Genomic DNA, 23,532 nt, shown 5'->3' with positions numbered 1-23,532 from the left:
CAGGTGATGATAAATACAATAATTGATGCTGAATTACCTGCGAATATACAGAAATTAAATCAAGACATAATGCATTTTCCAATGATTACACCTATTAATCCAATAATGCATAAAACAACATTTAAAGGTGTATCTAGAACGGTTATGTTAGATCGATACGCATTTAAAGATATTAAGCTTGTTACATTAGGTGTAGGTGACCTAGTTGTACTAACATATAAGGATGATCCAAAGTTTCCTCGTCGTGGTTATGGTGAAGTAATTGCTATTGACAATAGTCAGGAAGAAGTAACTGTTCAATTAGATTCTCAGTTCGAAGACGGAGCAATCATTACAGTTGCATTTAATAAAGTAGACAAGCCACTTGAAATCTTCTACGAACAGATTGCAGACCGTGTTGCACGTGGGCTTGCATCTGCAGAAACTCCAGAAAAATTCTCCGAAGTAAAAGAGATGTTTTATGAAATTTTAGCTAACAAAACTTTTGTACCAGCGGGACGTGTTTTGGCTGGTGCCGGTACAGGAGCTTCTACAACTTTCTTTAACTGTTATGTTATGCCTCATATTCACGATTCTCGTGATGGGATTGGTGAACACCGTAAGAAGGTAATGGAAATTATGTCACGTGGTGGTGGCGTTGGAACAAACGGATCAACTTTACGTCCTCGCGATGCAATTGTTTATAGTGTGAATGGACGCTCAAGTGGATCAGTTTCTTGGTTACATGATTTATCTGAATTGACAAATTTAGTTATTCAAGGTGGTTCAAGACGTGGTGCGCAAATGATTATGATGAACGTCAACCATCCTGATATTGTAGAGTTCATCGTATCAAAGAACCAAAATCCAAAGGTTTTACGCTATATTGCGCAAACAACAAAATCGAAATTAATTCGTGAAGAAGTAGAGCGTAAATTAAAGTTCGAACCAATTAGTGCAGCTGAAAAAGCAGCTTATGAAGCTTTAATTCATATTGCAACAATTGAAGGGAAATTAAATACACCTGAAATAGAACAGGCAAAAGAACTGCTTAATGACGGTGGTAAGTATTCAGTTCACAACCCTGAGTTTTTAACTGGTGCAAATATATCTGTTTGTTTAACTGATGATTTTATGGAAGCAGTTGAAAATGATGGAGAATACAAGCTTCAATTCCCTGATTTAGAAAACTATGACGATGAAATGCGTTTAATTTATGATCAAGAATGGCAGGAATGTGGAGATGTACGTGAATGGGCTGCACGTGGATATGGTGTACGAACTTACCACACAATAAAAGCAAAAGAACTTTGGGATTTAATCAATGTTTGTGCAACTTATTCTGCTGAGCCAGGTATCTTCTTCTTAGATAATGCAAACAAAATGACAAACGCTGTATCTTATGGTCAAAAAGTAGTTGCAACAAACCCTTGTGGAGAGCAACCACTTGCGCCATTCTCTGTTTGTAATTTAGCAGCTGTTAACTTAGCCGAAATGACGGAAAATGGTAAAGTTAACTGGGAAAAATTAAAGCGAACTGTTCAAATCGGAACGCGAATGCAAGATAACGTAATCGATGCAACGCCGTATTTCCTAGAAGAGAATACGAAGCAAGCAAAAGGTGAACGTCGTATCGGATTAGGTGTGATGGGGTTACATGATTTACTAATCCGTTGTGGGCTAGTATATGGATCGGAAGCTGGCAACAAACTAGTTGATCAAATTTTTGAAGTGATTGCAACTACTGCTTATAAAACTTCAATTGAATTAGCGGAAGAAAAGGGAGAATTCCCATTCTTATCGACTTTTGAAGATGGACGCGAACGTTTTATTAACTCGGGATATATGAAGAAAATGCCTGAAGAAATTCGTGAAGCTGTTTTAGAAAGTGGCATTCGTAATTCACACTTATTAACAATTGCTCCTACAGGAAGTACTGGAACGATGATGAATGTTAGCACTGGACTTGAGCCTTATTTTAACTTCGTATACTTCCGTTCAGGACGTTTAGGTAAATTCATTCCAGTTGTAGCTGATATCGCACTAGAATGGTTAGAAGGAAATGGATATGAAGTAACTGAAGAAAATGTTTATGAGATGATTGAACATCTTCCTGAACAATTTGTTGGAACAATGGACCTTTCTCCAGAGGCGCATGCTGATGTACAATGTATAATCCAAAGATGGATTGATTCTTCAATTAGTAAAACAGTTAATGCTCCTAAAGGTTATTCTGTTGAACAAGTAGCAAAAGTGTATGAAAGATTACACAAAGGTGGAGCAAAAGGCGGGACTGTTTATGTAGACGGTTCACGTGATGCCCAAGTATTATCGCTAACGAATGAAGAAAATGATTTTACAAATGTAGAACTAGTAACAATTGAAAATAGAAATGATGCAACGACAAACGATACTGATGAAACTGCTCAAGTTAAAACAGGTAACGTAGGTGTAGAAAACGGAGACACTTGTCCAATCTGCCTAGCTGGTACTGTAGTTGAACATGGTGGTTGTAATACATGTGATAATTGCCAAGTACAGTTGAAGTGTGGAATTTAAAAGTAAGTGATGAAATACCTCTTTAGATGTGAAGATCTAAAGGGGTATTTTTTTATGACTTTAAGAATTTTGAAAAAGTTGCCTTATTCCAAAATGGACCATATTCTTGAAGAATAAGAGGAAATAATAGAAAATAATACAGAGTCTAAAGTTTATTGGAGAACTAAAGCTAGTATATTTAATAGGATAATCATCCACTGGATTTAACGATAAATTGGAGGTATACACCAGCTGATTTTAATTTGTAAAAGTTTTTAATAATATCACAATACGTTCTAATTGAAAATCACTTATTGTGTTTAAATTTACTTGAGGTGATTAAATTGAGATTTGGTTCGATTAGTGGGACAAAACAATGATTCTTGGAAAGAGAATCAGATTAAGGCCAACTAAAGAACAAGAAATACAATTATGGAAATCAGTTGGTACAGCTCGTTGGGCATATAATTGGGCATTGTCCAATCAAGAAGAAAATTATAAAAACGGTGGGAAGTTTATTTCTGATGGTATATTAAGAAAAGAAATAACCTTATTAAAACAAACCGATGAATTTTCTTGGTTGTATGAAGTATCCAATAACGTTACAAAACAAGCGATAAAAGATCTTTGTGTAGCCTATAAGAAATTCTTTAAAGGGTTAACTGATAAACCACGATTCAAATGTAGAAGAAAATCAAAATCATCCTTTTATAACGATAATGTGAAGTTGAAAATAGGTGGAAACAAAGTATTGATTGAGAAGGTCGGTTGGGTAGTAGTTTCTGAATGTATACCAGATGAAAAATACTATAATCCTAGAATAAGTCACGACGGAAAATACTGGTATCTTTCTGTAGGGATTGAGAAATCAAAACCAATTGTTGAACTGACGAATGTCTCTCTTGGAATTGATGTAGGAATTAAAGAGTTTTCCGTTTGTTCAGACGGCATTAAGAAGAAAAATATTAACAAAACAAGCACTGTTAAAAGTTGAAACGCTTACGTAGGTTGCAGCGCAAAGTTTCTCGTAAATATGAAATGAATAAGGAGGGAAACCGTTTCGTCATAACAAACAACATTATAAAAATCGAAAAGAAGATACAACACCTCTATAGAAGGTTGACGAATATCAGACTAAACCATCTTCATCAGTCCATGAGCGAAATCGTGAAAACCAAACCTTATCGCATCGTAATGGAAGCTTTAAATATCAAGGGAATAATGAAGAATAAGCACCTTTCAAAAGCAATTGCAAAGCAGTGTTTATTTAAATTCAAACGCCAAATTCAATATAAATGTGAAAAATATGGCATTGAATTTGTTGAAGCTGATAAATGGTACCCATCTTCTAAAACGTGTTCAAGTTGTGGAAATAAGAAAAAGGATTTAAAACTTTCAGACCGATTATACAAATGTGAATACGGTCATGAAATTGATCGAGATTTAAACGCAGCGATCAACTTGTCACGATATAAATTAGTAAACTGACACCCATACGTCACTACTGATATGTAGGATTCGTTGTATCCGAATTTACGCCCTTGGAGTGTTATACAAACGAAAGTAGCCTAATTGGCAAAATCGAACAAGTAGAATAGGGAAATAAACAAGATCTATAAAATTAATAGATTTTATTGGTTTTTATAAGTTCATGGCAACGGAGAATAAGATGAAGCCTATATCTATTTTAATAGCGGATGATGAACAGGAGATTGCTGACCTGATTGCCTTACATTTAGAAAAAGAAGGGTATCAAATTATTAAAGTTTCGGATGGACAGGAGGCTGTTCATGTAGTCGAGACCGGGTCAATTGATTTGTTGATATTGGATATTATGATGCCGAAAATGGATGGATATGAAGTAACTCGGCTCATTCGCGAGCGGCATAATATGCCAATAATTTTTTTGAGTGCTAAAACATCTGATTTCGATAAAGTACAAGGATTGGTTATTGGAGCAGACGATTATATAACGAAACCATTTACCCCCATTGAATTAGTTGCACGTGTGAATGCTCAATTGCGGCGCTTTATGAAGTTAAACCAACCGAAAGTAGATGATCATAAAGTTCTCTTGGAATTTGGTGAAATAATGATTTCTCCTGATCAACGGACAGTTTTGCATTATGGTGAAAACATCGAGCTAACACCGAAAGAGTTTGATATTTTGTATTTATTAGCCAGTCATCCAAAGAAAGTTTTTAGTGTAGAAAATATTTTTCAGCAGGTTTGGGGTGATGCATATTTTGAAGGTGGTAATACGGTAATGGTACATATTCGCACCTTGCGGAAAAAACTCGGCGAAGATAAGCGGAAAAATAAGCTAATCAAAACGGTTTGGGGAGTGGGGTATTCATTTAATGGATAAAATAATACGCAGTTTTCGCTCCAAAATCATTGTATTATTTGCTTTAAGTATGACTCTGGCTGGTATTATAACTTACATAATTTTTAAAGGATTACAGCTTTATTATCACACGATGGTTCGTTATGGTGATCCCTTGGCCCAGCTTCGTCGATTCATACAGAGTATTGGAGACGTTAACTTCTTTCTATTTCTATTTATCCCACTTTCGATATTGTTTTTCTATTTACTCACTAAGCCCTATTCAACTTATTTTAATGAAATATCAAACGGAATTCATAATCTTGCACGTGGAAACTTTCAACATCGGGTTTCGATCCAGTCAAATGATGAGTTCGAAGATATTGCTCAAGCAATTAATCTAGCAAGTGAAAAATTAGAAGAGGCAGTACAAAGAGGCGATTTTTCAGAAAACAGTAAAGAACAATTAGTTGTAAATTTGGCACATGATTTGCGTACTCCACTAACTTCTGTGTTAGGTTATTTAGATTTAATTCTTAAGGATGAGAAGCTAACTAAGGAACAAGTCAAACATTTTTTAACCATTGCCTTTACTAAATCTCAGCGTTTAGAAAAACTGATTGATGAGTTATTCGAAATAACTAGAATGAACTATGGCATGTTATCTCTTGAAAAAAGGCAAATTAATTTAAGTGATTTACTTTTTCAATTAAAAGAAGAATTGTACCCTGTTTTCGAGAAAAACAATTTGAGCGCTCGAATGAATCTTTTGGCCAATTTACCTATTTTGGGTGATGGTGAGATGTTAGCTCGTGTGTTTGAGAATCTTTTAACCAACGCAAATCGATATGGATATGATGGTCAGTTTGTAGATATTAACGGGTTTGTTGATGGGCAAGAAGTGATTGTTCAGGTTGTTAATTATGGGGATTGTATTCCTCCGGAGGAACTTCCATATCTTTTTGATATGTTTTATACCGGTGACAAAGCACGAACTCATCAAGAAGATAGCACAGGTCTTGGTTTATTCATTGCAAAGAATATTGTGGAGCAACATAATGGAACAATTACAGCCGAAAGTAGTATAATCCGAACTGTATTTGAAGTTCGATTCCCGCAGGAAACTATCCCAATTGACCAAGTTTAAATGTTTCATAAAGAATTTAAGAAAAATTTAAAGTTTACCCCACTTTTTATTTAAAAAGTTTTTCCTATTCTAGAATTAATCAGTATTAGGAGGAACGTGAAAATGAAGAAGTGGGGATTTTTAGTTGCTTTAGTAATTTGCCTGATTTTTACATTCGTTAATAAAGAAACGTCGCTTCAAGATAAAGTAAAGATTCAAACATATAAAAAAATTAACAATGCACAGTTAGATCACAGTGAGATTTCAGAAGGTTTCCAAACGAAGGCCATTATAAAAGAACAGGTCTATAAAGGAAACTTAGTCTTAATAAACAAAAAATATCCTGTGCACGAGGAAAGTATAAAATCAGATGTTGTAAACTTATTCACTCACAAAGAATTGAAAAAAGGATACGAATTGCTTGATACGAAAATTGAATTGTCAGAGGATGTTGCCCGTAAATTTTCGAAGATGATCGTTGATGCTAGAAAAGAAGGGGTTCGTCATTTTACAATTAATAGTGGCTTTCGAGACTTTGATGAGCAAAATGCACTTTATCAAGAAATGGGATCAGACTATGCCTTGCCTGCAGGCCGTAGTGAACACAATTTGGGTTTATCACTTGATGTAGGATCTACCAAAATGAAAATGAATGAGGCACTTGAAGGTAAGTGGTTAGAAAATAATGCTTGGAAATATGGCTTTATCATACGCTATCCAAAGGATAAAACGGCAATTACAGGCATTCAATATGAGCCTTGGCATATTCGCTATGTTGGATTGCCGCATAGTGTGATCATGGAGGAAAAGAATTTTACTTTAGAAGAGTATTTGGATTTCTTAAAAAAACAAATGTCTATTTCTACTAATATTAATGGCCAAAAATACGAAATATCTTATTACCCTGTTACTAAAAATACGACCATTCAAGTGCCTACCAATCTTCGTTATGATATATCAGGTAACAATATGGATGGTGTGATTGTGACGGTTAACAGCGGGGCACATACTAAGAAGGATAGCTTAGCAGAATGAAAATAATCAAATTATTGAACAAAATTTTTGTTTCAGCACTATTTGTCTTTTATATGTATGCAATAATTAGAGTCATTCTATTTAAATTCCGCTGGAGAGATCTATCCTTTCTTTTGTATCAACTTCGAAATAATCTCGGGAATCCTGCTAATCTCATAAACGAATTGAAAATGGGAAATCTTGTCCCATTTAAAACGATATTCATTAATATTCAGAGTCTATCATCCTGGCCTGATTTTAGTAATTTAGTTGGGAATATCGTAGCATTCATCCCATTTGGAATGTTTCTTGTTCTATTATCTAAAAATAGAGGGATGTCATTCATAAGCGTATTCGTTAGTTCTTTGAGTTTTAGTTTATGCATAGAAAGCTTACAGGTTGTTTTTTCTCTAGGGATTTTTGATGTGGATGATCTAATTCTAAATACCTCTGGAGGATTGCTTGGCTATTGTGTTATCAAGCTTTGTGATAAGGTTTATACTAAACTTATCGTAAATACATCAAGCAGTGTCCAGGATAGAGAAATTGTTGATAAACAGGAATATTAAAATTGAGAAAGTTGAATCGTACGATTACACGGCATACGATACTAGTAACGGTTGCTGTAGAGTAGCCGTTATTTTTGTTAAATGATCTAAATGAAGTTATGCCTTTTTTATTCAATGTTAGAATATATTGAAGTTGTGGGTAGACACTAACCAGAGGAATGGATTGTGAAAACAAAATCATAGTAAATCTATGGTTTTTTTGTTATATGTAGAGAGTAAATAATAAAAAAGAAAAAAGTGGAAAAGGGGGATAAGATGACCCAGAGAAATGTAAAAAATGATGCAGGATGGAATTTTGATAATAGTTATTCAAAATTACCGGAATTCTTTTTTGCTACTCAAGACTTAAATCAAGTAAGTTCACCGAAATTGGTTGTTCTAAATAAACCAGTGGCCTTATCACTTGGTCTAGATGTTCAATCACTTCAAAGCGAAGAAAGTGTAAATGTTTTTGCCGGGAATCAAGTGCCAGAGGGTGGATTGCCACTTGCCCAAGCATATGCAGGGCATCAGTTTGCACACTTTAATATGCTAGGGGATGGAAGAGCATTATTACTAGGTGAACAGATCACTCCAAAAAACGAGCGATTTGATGTACAACTTAAAGGTTCAGGTAGAACACCTTATTCACGAGGTGGAGATGGTCGTGCAGCACTTGGCCCTATGCTTCGCGAATACATTATTAGTGAGGCGATGCATGCACTAAAGATACCAACAACACGAAGTCTTGCTGTTGTAACGACAGGTGAACAAATCCAGCGTGAAACTCGATTACCTGGGGCAGTTATGACCCGAATTGCTGCTAGTCATATTCGTGTTGGTACGTTTCAGTATGTTTCAAGATGGGGTAGTGTGAATGAACTTCAAGAACTTGCTGATTATACAATCAAAAGGCATTATTCAGAAATTGACCTAAATGATCCAAATCGATATCTTTCATTACTCCAAGGGGTCATTAAGCGCCAAGCTTCCTTAATTATCAAATGGCAATTAGTTGGTTTTATACATGGGGTAATGAATACTGACAATATGACAATTAGTGGTGAAACAATTGACTATGGTCCATGTGCATTCATGGATACGTACGATCCAGCAACTGTATTTAGCTCAATTGATCTCCGCGGTCGTTATGCTTATGGAAATCAACCAAAAATGGCTGGCTGGAATCTTGCACGATTTGCTGAAACATTATTACCTTTATTGCATGATGATCAGGAAAAAGCTTTAGAAATAGCTCAGAATGCAATTTCTGAATACCCTATTATTTATGTAGATAATTGGATTGCAGGCATGAGAAGAAAATTAGGAATATTTAATGATGAAGAACAGGATAAGTCATTAATTGATGAGTTACTTGAAATAATGGAAAAGTATAAAGCAGACTATACGAATACATTTAGAGCATTATCATATGGTAATCAAGATGAACTCGCATTGTTTACATCATCTGAATATAAACAATGGGAGAAGCAGTGGCAGGAGAGGTTGAGTAGACAATCAGAATCAAAAGAAGCTTCTCTTCAATTAATGCGAGACAACAATCCGACCGTAATCCCAAGAAATCATCGCGTAGAAGAAGCTTTAGAAGCAGCGGTAGAGAACGGAGATTATACCGTGATGGAGAATTTGCTTAAAGCACTTTCTAATCCTTTTATTGAATCGATAGAACAGATAAATTATTGTACACTACCTCCTGATCCGGATCGTCCTTATCAGACTTTCTGTGGTACATGATTATATTTTTATATTTTTTATAGTACAAATACTACCTTTTTCTAGGGTAGTATTTATTTTTAAGTAAAACGAGGAACATATTTTTAGTGAATCTGAGCATACACTTTGAATAAATCTTAAAAATTTACTATATTAGAAAAAGTAAATTAAAAGTTTTCTAAAATTAATATAAGAGGGGAACTTTCCCTCTTTTTATATTTAGGCCAGTAGAAAGAAGTGGGGAAGTTGAAGAAGCAACAAATTTATATCATTTTATTTTGTATTATGGTGGTATGGGGATTTAATGTAATTGCAACAAAAGTTCTAGTAGAGAACTTTATGCCAGTTACGATGACAGCTATCCGTGTTTTCACTGCTGGAGTAAGTGTTTTTACTATTTTATTTTTAATAAAAAAAGTTCGTTTGCTTACTAAGAGAGAGTTCGGGTATGTATTTTTTGCGATGCTATTGAATGTAGTTGCACATCATTATTTTTTATCAATCGGTCTATCCCAGACTTCAGCATCAAACGGGGGACTAATTCTTGGAATGGGGCCGCTTTTAACAGCCTTATTGTCAGTTTTCTTTTTAGGAAGTGTAATGAACTTTGTAAGAATTTTAGGTGTTTTATTTGGTTTTGCAGGTGTTGCTTTTATTGTTTTCCAGAGCGGTGGAGGTTTTCATGGTGTTTCGCATGGAGATTTTTATGTGTTTTTAGCAATCTTAGCTCAAGCATCAAGCTTTGTTTTAATAAAAAAAGTTTCGAAAACATTAGATCCAAGATTAATGACTGGATATATGTTAGTAATGGGTTCGATTATTTTATTCGGAATTAGCCAAATACTTGAACCAGGTGGAATGGCTAGTATGGTGCATCATTCAGTAGGGATTTGGGCGGTATTTTTTGCATCAGCAGTTGTTGCAACAGCTATGGGGCATATGCTATATAATTTTGCTCTTGGTAAGGTTGGCACAACAGAGGCAGCAATATTTTTAAATTTAAATCCATTCTTTTCACTTATTGGTGCGGTATTATTTTTAGGTGAAAAAATTGTATTAACTCAAGTAGTCGGATTTATTTTAATTTTAATAGGCGTGTTGTTTGGTTCAGGAGTATATGAAGATGTAACTCGCAAATTTAAAAGGGATAATCAAATCCAATTCTAATTTCAATATAATAAATGTTTCAAAAGACAGTTTACCGATAAGGTGATTGTCTTTTTTTTTATCTTAAGAAATGATTACTAATTCATCATTTCATGAAAAAAAACTGCTTTTTTAGGGCATATTATTAAGTATTCAAGCTATTAGGAAGGACTCATCAAAGATGACAATCGATCAAAGAACTCATTCATTAAATGCAGAAACAATTGAGAATGAATTAGAAATACCTAGTTGGTTTATAAAATTAAACAAGTTTAAATCTAATTTAAATAATTTGGACATAGAGTCTCAGTTTTATGAACAATTCTTAACCTTATTAATTAATGAAGAAACAGCGTTAGAGCTGCATTATAAAAATATAAAGTATATTGAAAAGCTAGAGAATGAAATTCAAATAATGGAAGAACGTTATCGAAAAGTAATGCACTCAAAGCTTGGCAGATTAATTCAGTTATATTGGAAAGCTAAAAGATGGCTTTTTAGAAAGATAAGAGGTTGGTGAGTAGGTTTTGAACAAGTTTGAAATTCAGCAAAGATTAGAAGAAATTGAAAGAATAAAGATCGAAATTTACCAACGAATGAATAAGGAAATCCCGGAAGACTTAATATTTTCAAAATATCATTTTAAAAAATTAATAAACGGTATTAGCGTAATCATCCCAACATACAAAGGTGAAAAAGTGATAAAAAAATGTATTGAATCATTAAAAAATCAAACTTTGTCACCAAAATATTTTGAAGTGATCTTTATTATCAATGGAGAAAAAGATCTAACCGAAGAGATATTGATTAATTTCATTAAGGAACATGATATTAATCATTTCAACATTCTTCATTCAGAAGAAGCTAGTGTTTCAGCTGCAAGAAATTTGGGAATTCAACAAGCATCAAAAAAATACATTACATTCTTGGATGACGATGATTATATTTCACCTAACTTTCTTGAAAAACTATTCAATCATGCTGATGAAGAATCTGTTGTCATTTCACAAGTTGTGGACGTAGATCTAGAAGGTAATAGTAATCCTAATAATCCTGTTAATTCCCAAATTAAAAAAGCGTTAGATGCTAAAATTTATACTTATACTGATTTAAATAGTGTTTTAACAATGAATGCTTGTAAATTGATACCAACAAAGAAAGTAAAAACCCAACGCTACGAACTCGGATTAAAAAGTGGAGAAGATGTAGTGTTTTTTACTAAATTGTTTGCTTTACATCATTTTCATTTAAAGATTGTTCCATTAGAAGAGCAGGCAATTTATTATCGAGTTTTAAGAGATAATTCAGTTTCTAGACGTAAAAATTCATTTGAGTTTAATGTAAAAGAACGTTTGGAAGTCATGAAACATCTTGATGTTTTACTAGGAGAAACGAATAGTCCTACAATCCAACAATTCATTAAAGGAAAAATACATGCTCAATATGGCTTTATAGACAGGTATATTAACAATAGCAATGAATTGAGAGAAACAGTAATTGAAGAAGTAAATAAACACAGTTTCGTCTATTTCCCTTATTTTAAGCTATACAATGGAGAGACGCGTTCTTTAATTATTTCTTATTGTTTTCCACCATATGTTGATACCAGTGGTACAGTAATGGCTAAACGTATTATCGAAAATAATGAAGTGGTAGACGTAATTTATAATAATATGTCGAAGGTAAGGGAAACTGATTATCGACAAAATGCAATGGTGGATGGTTTTATTAATAATCGGATGGAAATATCATCTACTAGTAGCTTTAAACAGTGGAAATCAATGAAAGACTTTATTAAAAAATCCCTTAAGGAAATTAAATTGAAAGAAAAAAGAAATGGTACATACCATAAAATTTATAGCCGAGCACTATGGCCTGCTTCACACTTTTTAGCGTTTGAGTATAAATTAAAAAATCCAAAGGCAAAATGGGTTGCAGAATTCTCTGATCCGATCCTATTAGATATTCATGGAAATGAACGGAAGTCAGCAATTATTGATTTAGGGTTTTATAAAAAAGTAAATGCACTTTTAAAGAAAAAAAACTTCCCACTAGCATTAAATAACAATATGTTTTTTTGGTGTGAATATATTGCTTATGCATTTGCAGATGAAATTGTTTTTACAAATGAAAATCAATTGAAATATATGTCTGAAATGTTCCCAATGAAAGAAATGAAAGAAGTTATTTTAAATAAAGCTAGAATTTGTAATCAACCGACATTACCGAAGCAATATTATCACGTTAAAGCAAGTAAATATAGAATTGATGAAAACAAGGTAAACCTAGGGTACTTCGGAACGTTTTATCAAACAAGGAAATTAAATGAAATAATTGAGGGACTTAAATTAACGAAACCTGATTTAAGAGATAAAATTAAACTTCATGTATTCACTTCAGATCCAAAATCGCTTGCAAACGAACTATCGGGAGAAATAATTGAAAAACATGTAAAAGTAAATCCATACGTTAACTTTTTAGAGTTTTTAAATTTTACAACAAAATTCGATTGTCTAATTGTTAATGATGCATTTACGAAGGATTATAAAAATATTAATCCATACTTACCTTCTAAGTTGAGTGATTACAAAGGTAGTGGGAATAATATATGGGGAATTTTTGAAGAAGGCAGTATTCTCAGTCGATTTGAAACAAAATACAAATCTGAAATTGGCGATATTGAAGGTGCTACTAAAGTGTTTGAATCATTAGTTACAGAGAAATTAATTCAACAATTCAACAAACTTGATGAAGCATTACCGAATGAGAAATTAATGTAAAAAAATAAACAAAGTTAATGATAATAATTTTGTAAAGGGTAGATTCTTCATGATTAAAAAGAGTTTTAATTTGCTAGGACCAATTCTAATCGGATTGGTCTGTAGCTATTTACTTGTTATTTGGTCTCATAATTATTTGTGGAAGAACAATGTAAATCTTTATCAAAATTGGATTATCACGGATTTTTTTAAGTGGAACTTTATGATTGTGTCAGTTGTTGTTTCAATACTAGTAATTGGACTTTCTGTACTAGGCTTTAATGTTTGGTGGATTTTAATTACGATTGTAGGATCAATTGGGGTTTTTTCATATGCATTATCAGAGAAAATAAAATATACTGGAGAGCCGTTTCATCCAAGTGATTTATTTTTCCTGCGTGACCCAATCGTCTTTTTACAATTTTCAAAGCTTCCATTTCTTCTCAAATGGGGAGGGCTAATTGGAATCATAACATTTCTTTTTTTAGGAACTTTCTTTGCCTATAAAAAATGGAGAAATGCTACTGCAAGGAAAAATAGTCTACGTTTTTTACTAATCGTATTACTTGGGGTCTTTTTTACATTTGGTTCAAAAGAAGGCTATGCTTATTTTGTAAAAAACTCAAATGTAAAATATATACCTTGGAATTACGAGACTAGTGTTGAAAGATATGGTATGTATCCAGCATTTTTAGTAACTTATGTAAATAGCAAACGTGAAGAACCTAAAGTATCTAATAAAGTAAAAAATGAGGTCATTAAAGAAATCAATTCTTTAAAACCACTTTCTAAACCTAAACAATTACCAGATATTTTAGTGATTCAAAGTGAGGCATACAGTATTCTAGATGACATGAAATTAAAATGGAACACTGATCCCAATGCACCTCTTCGCTCTATAAAAGAAGGTATTCATGGAACTCTAATTAGTAATACATTTGGAGGACGGACGGCTAACGAAGAGTTTGAAGTATTAACTAGTCTAAAATTAAAACGTAAATTCGAAGATCGGACACCATACCAAGAAGGTAAAATGGGGAATAGACTTTCACCTAGTTTCATTCGAGATGTTAGAAACTTTGGTATGGATACGATAGCCCTTCATCCATTTAAAACATCATTTTTCAAACGAAAAGAAGTTTATCCTAATATAGGATTTAATCAGTTCTTGTCAGAAGCAGATTTATCTTCTTGCCAAAAATTTGGCTCCTATTTATCAGACGAGTGTAGCTCGAAAAAAGCATTATCTCTAATTAATAAAAAGGGGAGTCAATTTGTATTTTTTGTGACAATGCAAAATCATTTTGATTGGCGTAAAGGTCATTTTCCTGAAGAGAACATGAGAGTTAGTGGAGTACCTATGGATGAGGAGTTAAAAGGAAAAGTGGAGAGTTATGCAAGTGGTATCTATAAAAGCGGCAATTCTCTTGTTTCAGTATGGCAAGAAATAAAAAAACGTAAGAATCCTACAATCGTCCTTTTTTATGGTGATCATCGTCCAACATTTGGTGATAAAAAGGCAACATACGAGCATTGGGGAGCACCAGTGGAGAAGAGTGAAGGAGAAGATTGGTATAATGAAACACCGATGTGGATTTGGAGTAATGACAAAAGTACAATGGACAAGATTAGAAACTATTCAAAGCCATTTTTAGAAAAAGGAAATCTTAAATTAGAATCCTACGAAATTGCCCCCCTTCTAATGAAAGTTCTAACAAACGGTCAGATTGAACATTCATGGTATGATTGGGTACTTGAAAATCATTCAAATGATATTTGGGATTGGGTAATCTATGATCGAGTATATGGTGATGGTATAACCTTTAATAAAAAGTAAAAATGGGGCCAAAAGGTCCCTTTTTTATTGGGTAAAAAACTGACTTGTTTTTAGACTTCGGAAAGAAATCATATTGCATTTTCAAAAGTATTTACATAAATTGGTGGTTCTTGAAAAAAATACAAAAAGAGATAATTATACTTTAGGAGGTTTGAGATGAGGAAACTAGTTTTCTTAAAAGGTCCTTTAATATTACTAATCGTATTTTTTAGTTTCTTTTGTAATGTTCAACTTAAAAATGTAAATGCTTTTACAAGCCAAGTCCTTCAAATGGGTGCTACAGGAGAAGATGTTATTGAATTACAGTCTCGTTTAAAATACAACGGCTATTACACTAGCAAGGTCGATGGGGTATTTGGATACAACACATATTGGGCGGTTAGGAATTTCCAAAATAATTTCGGAATGCCTGTCGATGGAATTGTTGGAGCTAAGACAAAAGCGATGCTCGTAAAAGCTACAAAATATGAAAAAGGTGAAAATGCAGGTGCTGGATCAAATGTTCCGAATGGTTATTCGCAAAATGATATTCAGCTAATGGCTAATGCAGTTTATGGTGAATCACGTGGTGAACCATATATCGGACAAGTAGCAGTTGCTGCAGTAATTCTAAATCGCGTTAGCAATCCATCGTTTCCAAACACAGTGTCAGGTGTTATTTTTGAGCCGGGTGCATTTACCGCAGTGTCTGACGGACAAATTTATTTAACACCAAATGAGACGGCGAAAAAAGCTGTTTTAGACGCTGTAAATGGTTGGGATCCGAGTGAAAGTGCACTTTATTATTTTAATCCAGACACAGCGACAAGTGCTTGGATTTGGAGCAGACCACAAATAAAACAAATTGGTAGACATATATTTTGCCGATAAGAAAGGAGTGTTTTAAGTGATTAAGGAAGCTGCAATAGGCGTTTTGGCAATTGGACTAATCGGAACATCATATTGGGGTTATACAGAGCATAAGGCTAAAAACGAAATCAATATCCAGGCAGAAAACAACTATCAACGAGCATTTCATGAACTAACTTATGAGTTAGATTTATTACATGATAAGATTGGCGATACTTTAGCAATGAAGTCAAAGTCATCCCTCTCTCCAGCACTAGTTGAAGTATGGGGACTAACTTCTCAAGCAAGATCTAACGTAGGGCAACTTCCTTTGAGACTATTACCAGTTAATAAAACGGAGGAATTTCTAACAAATATTGGCGATTTTAGTTATCGAACTGCAGTAAGAGATTTAGATAAAGAACCTTTGACCCAAAATGAATACGCAACATTGCAAAAGTTATATGATAACTCTGCTGAAATTCAAGGTGAGATTAGGAAAGTTCAGCATATGGTATTTGAGAATAAATTACGTTGGATGGATGTAGAGCTTGCTTATGCAAAAGATCAAAATCCAAAAAATAACGTAATTATTGATGGATTTAAGACAGTGGAAAGGAATGTAATGACATATTCCGATGCAAATGCAGATCCTTCACTGACAAATTATAAAGTAAATCGTGCTAGCCTTTCGAATGTGAAAGGAGAAAAAATAACGACAGAGCAAGCGAAGGACATTGCGAAAAAGTTTCTTGAATTAAATAGTACAGCACAAATAAAAGTGGATCTTACAGGGGGAAAATTAGCAGATCGGTATTATAGCTTAGAAATTAGGGAACCAAAAACAAATAGCGAAATTTATATGGATATTACCGAAAAAGGAGGATATCCAGTTTGGGTGATTGATCGTCGAAATATTAAGGCGCAAAAAATCGATTTAAATCAGGCTTCTATTAATGGGCTTAAATTTTTAGTACGTAATAAATTCTCTAATATGGAGCTAACTGAAAGCTCACAATATGATACGATTGGTGTATTTACATATGTAACAAAGCAGGATGGTGTAAGAATCTATCCTGAATCTGTTACGATGAAAATTGCACTTGATGACGGAAGTATTGTAGGATTTTCATCTAGAAATTACTTAGCAGCATATACAAAACGAACGATTCCAAAGCCGAAAATATCGGTTGAAGAAGCGAGAAATAGTATTAGTTCAAACTTAAAAATAATGGAAGAGCGCAAAGCGATCATTTTAAATAAATTGAATCAAGAAGTACTTTGCTATGAATTTGTAGGAACAAGAGGTAATGACACATATCAAATATTCGTAAATGCGGATACTGGTGTAGAAGAACAGATTAAAAAATTGAATGTCTTAGTCGAAAACTACGACTGAAGCTAATAATTTTTAACGATGAGGACTTAAGTATGGAACTTAAGTCCTCTATTTAATTTTAAGGATTTTCCTAATAATAATGAAGATAAAAAGGAAATGGTTTGAGTTAAACCCATTTCCTTTTTTACTAGATTTAAAAATGGAAGGAATTTCAAACTAGCATTTCAGTTCAAAATACATGGATTATTTATTACAAATACGAGACTTTTTTCAGATTGTTTAAATGCAAAATCCTATCAGTTAAGTCTGGCAAGTTATCATACTTTAGGCTTGTACAAAGCTTTATTTTAAGCGACTTTAGGAGCAGGAATTTATAGCGTTCAATTAGTGGAAAAATATTTTTTATATTTGTCCTAATGTCCAAAATGGCGAATATATATTTCTTGAGATTAAAATTCTAGAGGGAGAGAGGTAAGGGGTAGATTCTGCTTGTTAGTAGCAGTTTAATTGTATTGTAAGCGTTTCCTTTAGAGAGAAAGGGGGATTAAATGAACATATTATTATGTTGTGCTGCCGGTATGTCTACAAGTTTATTAGTTACTAAAATGGAAGCTGCTGCAAAATCTGAAGGAATCGATGCAAGGATTTGGGCAGTGAGTGCTAATGATGTTAAAAATCATCTTGATCAAGCAGATGTATTACTTGTAGGTCCCCAAGTAAGGTATCTACTCCCACAATTAAAAAAAGAAGGGTTACAAAAAGGAATACCAGTTGATGCCATCAATCCGGTTCATTACGGGATGTGTAAAGGAGCAGAGGTCCTGAAATTTGCAATCGATTTAATAGGTTCATAATTTCATTTAGGGGTGATTTGTGATGGCCAACTTTACTCAAATGTTAGAAGAGAAAGTAATGCCTATTGCTGGAAAAATTGCAGGTCAAAGACACTTGCAAGCATTACGTGATGGAATTATTTTAACACTGCCTCTTATTATTGTCGGTTCTATTTTCTTAATCTTAGGCTTCTTACCGTTTGACGGATATCCAGATTTTATGGCAAAAACATTCGGTGCCGCTTGGCAAACAAAGCTTCTTTATCCGGTAAGTGCTTCATTTGATATAATGGCGCTCATTGCAGGATTTGGTATCGCATATCGACTCGCTGAACATTATAAAGTAGATGCATTGAATGCTGGTGCGATCTCGATTGCCTCGTTCATTTTATCAACACCATACTTCACAATGTTTACACCAGATGGGGCAACTGCTGCTATTAAAGTAGGCGGAGTACTACCTATGGCGTTTTTAGGAAGTAAGGGTCTGTTTGTTGCTATTATAATCGCGTTGTTCTCAACTGAAATTTATAGATGGGTAATTCAAAGGAATTTTGTTATTAAGATGCCAGAGGGTGTACCACCTAGTGTAAGTAAATCATTCGTTGCATTATTTCCTGCATTTCTAGTTATTTTCTTAGTATGGATCATTCGTTTATTAATTGAACATACACACTATGAAACGCTGCACAATGTCGTTGGGGATCTATTACAAGATCCACTTAGTAGACTTGGTGGATCATTAGCTGGCGCGTTAATTGCCGTATTATTAATTCAATTATTATGGTCAGTTGGTTTACACGGTGCGGCAATAGTTGGTGGTGTAATGGGTCCAGTATGGTTAGCAGCAACTGATGCAAACCGTTTAGCTCTTCAAGCTCATCATGCAATGCCAAATGTCGTTACACAACAATTCTTTGATATCTTCATCTACATGGGTGGTTCTGGAGCAACAATTTGTTTTGCACTTATGATGCTATTATTTGCAAAGAGTCAGCATGCAAAACAACTAGGAAGGCTATCGATTGGACCTGGTATTTTCAATATTAATGAACCAATTACGTTCGGTGCGCCTGTAGTAATGAATCCATTGCTTTTAGTTCCATTTATTCTAACGCCATTAGTACTTGTTGTAACCACATATATAGGAATGAAAACGGGATTTGCTCCAAAAACACATGGTATTGCAATTCCTTGGACGACTCCACCAATTATCGGCGGTTGGCTAGCAACTGGAGGTAACTGGAGAGGCTCTGCAATGCAATTAATTAATCTTGTTATAGCTTTCTTAATTTACTTCCCATTCTTTAGAATGTGGGATAAACAAAATCTACAAACTGAGCAAGGCTCACCAAAATAAGAAATGCTTAAAGGGGCTGGCCCAGACTATTGAGAAGCGCTCACTTTCAATAAGTCTGGGTAATCAGATTTTTGATTCTGCGTAAACACACTGGAAGCTTGCCTATAGGCAGGCTCTTGGTATTGTTTTCTTACATTCTAATAAAGGGTGTGATTCTAGTGACAAAAGAAGAATTGTACAACCTTTCCTTTCAGTTAATCTTGCATAGTGGAAATGCTAGAAGTCTTTCAATGGAGGGAATCTATGCAGCAAAAGAAAAGAATTTTGAGCTAGCTTTTGAGAAGCTTGCAGAGGCAGATCGCGAGTTTAGTCAAGCACATCGCTTTCAAACTCAATTGATTCAAGCAGAGGCTGGTGGAGAAGATTTTAATACGCCTATTCTATTAATTCATGCACAAGATCATTTAATGACAGCAATGACACTTAAAGATTTAGCAAGAGAGATTATTGAACTGCGGCAAGAAGTAAGCAACCAATAAGAGGAGGGTTTACATAGTATGAGTAAATCAATCAAAATTGCGACAATTGGTGGAGGATCAAGTTATACTCCAGAGCTAGTAGAAGGTTTTATTAAACGGTACGATGAGCTTCCATTACGAGAGCTATGGCTTGTAGATGTTGAAGAAGGCAAAGAGAAATTAGAGATTGTTGGTCAATTAGCAAAACGAATGTTTCAAAAGGCAGGTCTTCCTGTAGAAGTTCATTTGACACTTGATCGAAAAGAGGCACTTAAAGATGCTGACTTTGTTACAACTCAATTTCGCGTAGGTTTGTTAGATGCGAGGGCAAAGGATGAAAGAATACCTTTAAAATATGGTGTACTTGGTCAAGAAACAAATGGACCAGGAGGATTATTTAAAGGTTTGCGAACAATTCCAGTCATTTTAGATATTGTAAAAGATATGAAGGATCTATGTCCAAATGCGTGGTTAGTTAATTTTACAAATCCTGCTGGTATGGTTACTGAGGCGGTACTTCGTTACACTGACTATCGAAAAGTAGTTGGTTTATGTAATGTCCCAATCGGAATGGAAATGGGAATTGCCAAATTATTAAAAGTTGAGCATTCTCGTGTACGGATTGATTTTGCTGGATTAAATCATATGGTTTATGGGTTAGATGTATTTGTTGACGGCGAAAGTGTAAAAGATCAAGTCATTGAATTATTAACGAATCCAGAAAACTCTAGTTTTGTTAAGAATATTCAAGGATATGGATGGGAACCTGAGTTTCTTCGTGCTTTAAACGCACTACCTTGTCCTTATCATAACTATTATTATAAAACGCGTGAAATGGTTGAAAAGGATATCAAAAATGCCGAAACTGTAGGAACTCGTGCTGAAGTTGTTAAAAAATTAGAGGATGATCTTTTTGAACTTTATAAAGATCCAAATCTATCAATCAAACCACCTCAGCTCGAAAAACGAGGCGGGGCTTATTATAGTGATGCAGCGGTTCGCTTAATTTCTTCTATTTATAATGATAAAGGTGATATTCAACCGGTTAATACGATGAATAATGGTTCGATTGCTAGTATTCCCAATGACTCAGCGGTAGAGGTAAGCTGTGTCATCACAAAGGATGGGCCAAAACCAATTGTAATGGTAGATCTACCGGTATCTGTAAGAGGGCTCGTTCAACAAATCAAATCATTTGAAAGAGTTGCTTGTGAAGCTGCGGTAACAGGTGACTATGACTTGGCCATTCTAGCATTAACGATTAACCCGTTAGTTGCATCAGATAAAGTTGCTAAGGAAATTGTTGATGAAATGCTAGAAGCACATAAAAAATATTTACCTCAATTTTTTAAAGAGGTGAAAGTTAAATGATTAAACTAATTGTGAATGCAGACGATTTTGGTTATTCAAGGGGAATTAATTATGGAATAATTGATGCACATAAAAATGGAGTTGTTAACTCAGCTACCATGATGATGAATATGCCCGGCGTAAGTCACGCTGTAGAGCTAGCAAAAGAAAATCCAAGCCTTCAAGTAGGAATCCATCTTGTTTTAACTTGTGGAAAGCCACTTTTAAATGATGTTCCAACACTTGTTAATGGAAATGGTAACTTTAAAAGTAGACATGAATTCTTCGAAAATAAAAATATATCACTAGATGAATTAGAAAGAGAATGGACTGCACAAATAGAAAAATTCTTAGAATCGGGACTAAAACCAACTCATTTTGATAGCCACCACCATGTTCATACCGTGCCTGATTTTTTACCAGTCGTACAGAAGTTAGCTCAAAAATATAATTTAAGTGCTAGACGCATTTCTGAAAATGCTTTACAAGGAATCGCTCCTTTTACGGATGTTTTTCTTCATGATTTCTACGGGGAAGGCGTGACAGATGACTATTTTGAAAAGATATTAACACGAGTTCAGGACGGTCAATCTGTTGAAGTCATGTGTCATCCTGGGTATCTTGATTACGAGATACTAAACAATTCTTCCTACGCTAAAGATCGAGTAAAAGAGACGCTGGTTTTATCTACTGTTAAACTACCAAAAGAGATTGATTTATTATAGATAATTATTTACTAGCATAGAGTCTGAATTCGACTCTATGTTTTTTTTGGTATATATATATAATTAGAGTTTTATAATCTTGGGAAAAAATGTAAGATGAAATAGGAGTAGTTTTACACTATAATGAATATTAATAATATTAAAATAATATTTAAGGAAAATACCTATGAAAATTGGAAAAATTATTAATTACCATCGAAAAAAACAACAGATGACACAAGAGCAACTATGTGATGGAATTTGTTCAATTTCTCATTTAAGTAAGATTGAGAACAACTCAAAAGAAGTTAATATCGAAACTTTAAATTTATTGTGTATGAAGTTAGGTATATCAGTTGAAGATGAAAAAAATAAAGTTAGTCATATAAAAATAAAACTACAGGAGTTCTATGACGCAATTGAACGACTGCATCATAAAAAAGCAAATACACTCTATCAAGACCTAACGGTATATAAGGAGTTTGTCCAGTATACGGAATTGCTTTATGTATATGAATTATACATGCTAAGGTATACTTTGTTTTTAAATCAGGTCGATTTGGCAGAGCAAATAATTGAAAAAATGGGTCAAAATACGAAGATGTTTTCTGGGTTTGAACTATTTGTTTGGAATGTATTAAATGCAATTTTTAATCATAAAAGGAACAATTTTATTAAATCTTTAGACTTACTAGAAGAAGTAAAAGATTTAAGGAAACTGTATCGAGATGACATAACTGAATATTATTATTTAAAATCCTTAATGCATTGTAGATTAGGACAATCTGCATTAGCAATCTATTTCGGTAATAAAGCTCTAGAAGTTTTCAAAAAAAGGAATAATATTATTAGAATGTTAGATGTGAAAACAATTTTATCAATTCATTTAACTGAAACAGGTGAATATGAAAGAGCAGAAAATTTATTAAAAGAAATACTAGATGATGCAGAATTAATTCAAAACACAACAATTGAAGAAATGGCTTGGCATAATTTAGGTTTTTTATATGGTACTCAAAATTTTTCAGAAAAAGCGTTGGAGTGCTATTATAAATCACTTGCATTAATAGAGAAATATACTGAGAGTTATTACCTTACATTAGGAAATATTGCTACTCATTTGCTAAAGCTACAAAAAAATGAACAAGTTGTGAATATGCTAGAACATGAACTAGAGTCATTCAAAGATACAACAAAATTAGAATATGTGAAATTACGAGTATTATATTTTGAAGCAAAAAACGAAGAGAAGGCATTAATCCGGTATTTAATGTCAGACGGCTTACCAATTATGGAGAAACGCGGTAATCGAATGAAGGTTTATGAATACAGTGAACGAATAGCCGAATATTACCAAAGAGAAGGCGACCCACTTTTAGCTAATAAGTATTTACAAATCAGTTTACATCAAATGAAGAAGACACATAATAAAGGAGTTTTCAGATGAAAAAGAAGATTAAACTTATCGCTCTTTCTCTAGTTATGACTGTGCTGGTGAGTGTAGGAATAAATACGATTCAAAGCCATCATTCGCCAAATAATGAAATTTACGCATTCAATAAGAAGGAAGATGATCCAAAACCTCCAGGAAGTTGATGGTGGTATAAACAAGCACAAGGTTAATTCATTTTCCTTGTGTTTTTTATTTGAATT

At 33.8% G+C, this 23,532-nt stretch carries 19 protein-coding genes and 1 pseudogene; all 20 read left to right on the top strand.

Going from position 1 to position 23,532, the window contains the following annotated elements; all coding sequences use genetic code 11:
- The first annotated feature begins 6 nt into the window (after positions 1 to 6).
- Positions 7 to 2,538: a vitamin B12-dependent ribonucleotide reductase gene (locus V5E38_RS18085; RefSeq protein WP_499210996.1), complete on the top strand. Its 2,532-nt coding sequence runs from the start codon at positions 7 to 9 to the stop codon at positions 2,536 to 2,538.
- Between the two features lie 355 nt (positions 2,539 to 2,893).
- Positions 2,894 to 4,005: pseudogene (locus tag V5E38_RS18080) on the top strand (RNA-guided endonuclease InsQ/TnpB family protein).
- Between the two features lie 181 nt (positions 4,006 to 4,186).
- Positions 4,187 to 4,885, top strand: a complete 699-nt coding sequence (vanR, locus tag V5E38_RS18075) for a response regulator transcription factor (protein WP_499210995.1) — start codon at positions 4,187 to 4,189, stop codon at positions 4,883 to 4,885.
- A complete protein-coding gene (locus V5E38_RS18070) occupies positions 4,878 to 5,990 on the top strand; it encodes a HAMP domain-containing sensor histidine kinase (RefSeq protein WP_499210994.1) in 1,113 nt (370 codons plus the stop codon). The genes vanR and V5E38_RS18070 overlap by 8 nt, the downstream gene beginning before the upstream one ends.
- Positions 5,991 to 6,092: 102 nt before the next feature.
- The gene (vanY, locus tag V5E38_RS18065; protein ID WP_499210993.1) at positions 6,093 to 7,004 is read left to right on the top strand and encodes a M15 family metallopeptidase; all 912 of its coding nucleotides are present in this window, start codon (positions 6,093 to 6,095) and stop codon (positions 7,002 to 7,004) included.
- Positions 7,001 to 7,552 carry a VanZ family protein gene (locus tag V5E38_RS18060; protein ID WP_499210992.1) on the top strand — a complete coding sequence of 184 codons (552 nt, stop codon included), beginning with the start codon at positions 7,001 to 7,003 and terminating at the stop codon, positions 7,550 to 7,552. Before vanY ends, V5E38_RS18060 begins: the two co-directional genes overlap by 4 nt.
- Before the next feature lie 255 nt (positions 7,553 to 7,807).
- Entirely contained in the window at positions 7,808 to 9,286 is a 1,479-nt protein-coding gene (locus V5E38_RS18055) for a protein adenylyltransferase SelO (protein ID WP_499210991.1), read from the top strand.
- Positions 9,287 to 9,511: 225 nt separating this feature from the next.
- Complete coding sequence (locus tag V5E38_RS18050) at positions 9,512 to 10,432, top strand: DMT family transporter (protein WP_499210990.1); 921 nt, start codon at positions 9,512 to 9,514, stop codon at positions 10,430 to 10,432.
- Between the two features lie 160 nt (positions 10,433 to 10,592).
- Positions 10,593 to 10,931: a hypothetical protein gene (locus V5E38_RS18045; RefSeq protein ID WP_499210989.1), complete on the top strand. Its 339-nt coding sequence runs from the start codon at positions 10,593 to 10,595 to the stop codon at positions 10,929 to 10,931.
- Positions 10,932 to 10,938: 7 nt separating this feature from the next.
- The gene (locus tag V5E38_RS18040) at positions 10,939 to 13,191 is read left to right on the top strand and encodes a glycosyltransferase (RefSeq protein ID WP_499210988.1); all 2,253 of its coding nucleotides are present in this window, start codon (positions 10,939 to 10,941) and stop codon (positions 13,189 to 13,191) included.
- 49 nt (positions 13,192 to 13,240) lie between these two features.
- The gene (locus V5E38_RS18035; RefSeq protein ID WP_499210987.1) at positions 13,241 to 15,007 is read left to right on the top strand and encodes an LTA synthase family protein; all 1,767 of its coding nucleotides are present in this window, start codon (positions 13,241 to 13,243) and stop codon (positions 15,005 to 15,007) included.
- A 156-nt stretch (positions 15,008 to 15,163) separates the two neighbouring features.
- Entirely contained in the window at positions 15,164 to 15,877 is a 714-nt protein-coding gene (gene sleB, locus V5E38_RS18030; RefSeq protein WP_098233190.1) for a spore cortex-lytic enzyme, read from the top strand.
- 16 nt (positions 15,878 to 15,893) lie between these two features.
- Positions 15,894 to 17,234, top strand: a complete 1,341-nt coding sequence (ypeB, locus tag V5E38_RS18025; protein ID WP_499210986.1) for a germination protein YpeB — start codon at positions 15,894 to 15,896, stop codon at positions 17,232 to 17,234.
- 488 nt (positions 17,235 to 17,722) lie between these two features.
- A complete protein-coding gene (locus V5E38_RS18020) occupies positions 17,723 to 18,028 on the top strand; it encodes a PTS sugar transporter subunit IIB (RefSeq protein ID WP_069035316.1) in 306 nt (101 codons plus the stop codon).
- Positions 18,029 to 18,050: 22 nt separating this feature from the next.
- Complete coding sequence (gene celB, locus V5E38_RS18015) at positions 18,051 to 19,367, top strand: PTS cellobiose transporter subunit IIC (RefSeq protein ID WP_097978232.1); 1,317 nt, start codon at positions 18,051 to 18,053, stop codon at positions 19,365 to 19,367.
- Between the two features lie 158 nt (positions 19,368 to 19,525).
- Positions 19,526 to 19,846 (top strand): PTS sugar transporter subunit IIA, encoded by a 321-nt coding sequence (locus V5E38_RS18010; RefSeq protein WP_499210985.1) that lies wholly within the window; start codon positions 19,526 to 19,528, stop codon positions 19,844 to 19,846.
- An 18-nt stretch (positions 19,847 to 19,864) separates the two neighbouring features.
- Positions 19,865 to 21,196 (top strand): 6-phospho-beta-glucosidase, encoded by a 1,332-nt coding sequence (locus V5E38_RS18005; RefSeq protein WP_499210984.1) that lies wholly within the window; start codon positions 19,865 to 19,867, stop codon positions 21,194 to 21,196.
- Positions 21,193 to 21,900, top strand: coding sequence for a carbohydrate deacetylase (gene chbG, locus V5E38_RS18000; protein WP_499210983.1), 708 nt, complete (start codon positions 21,193 to 21,195; stop codon positions 21,898 to 21,900). The genes V5E38_RS18005 and chbG overlap by 4 nt, the downstream gene beginning before the upstream one ends.
- Positions 21,901 to 22,066: 166 nt before the next feature.
- Positions 22,067 to 23,326 carry a helix-turn-helix domain-containing protein gene (locus V5E38_RS17995; protein WP_499210982.1) on the top strand — a complete coding sequence of 420 codons (1,260 nt, stop codon included), beginning with the start codon at positions 22,067 to 22,069 and terminating at the stop codon, positions 23,324 to 23,326.
- Positions 23,323 to 23,475, top strand: a complete 153-nt coding sequence (locus tag V5E38_RS17990) for a hypothetical protein (protein WP_176522634.1) — start codon at positions 23,323 to 23,325, stop codon at positions 23,473 to 23,475. The genes V5E38_RS17995 and V5E38_RS17990 overlap by 4 nt, the downstream gene beginning before the upstream one ends.
- Positions 23,476 to 23,532 lie beyond the last annotated feature (57 nt).

This window comes from Rossellomorea sp. GAMAL-10_SWC (genome assembly GCF_049568075.1).
GTDB lineage: Bacteria > Bacillota > Bacilli > Bacillales > Bacillaceae_G > Gottfriedia.
The sequence above is the reverse complement of the archived record's forward strand: the minus strand, read 5'-3'. Positions and strand labels throughout refer to the sequence as shown.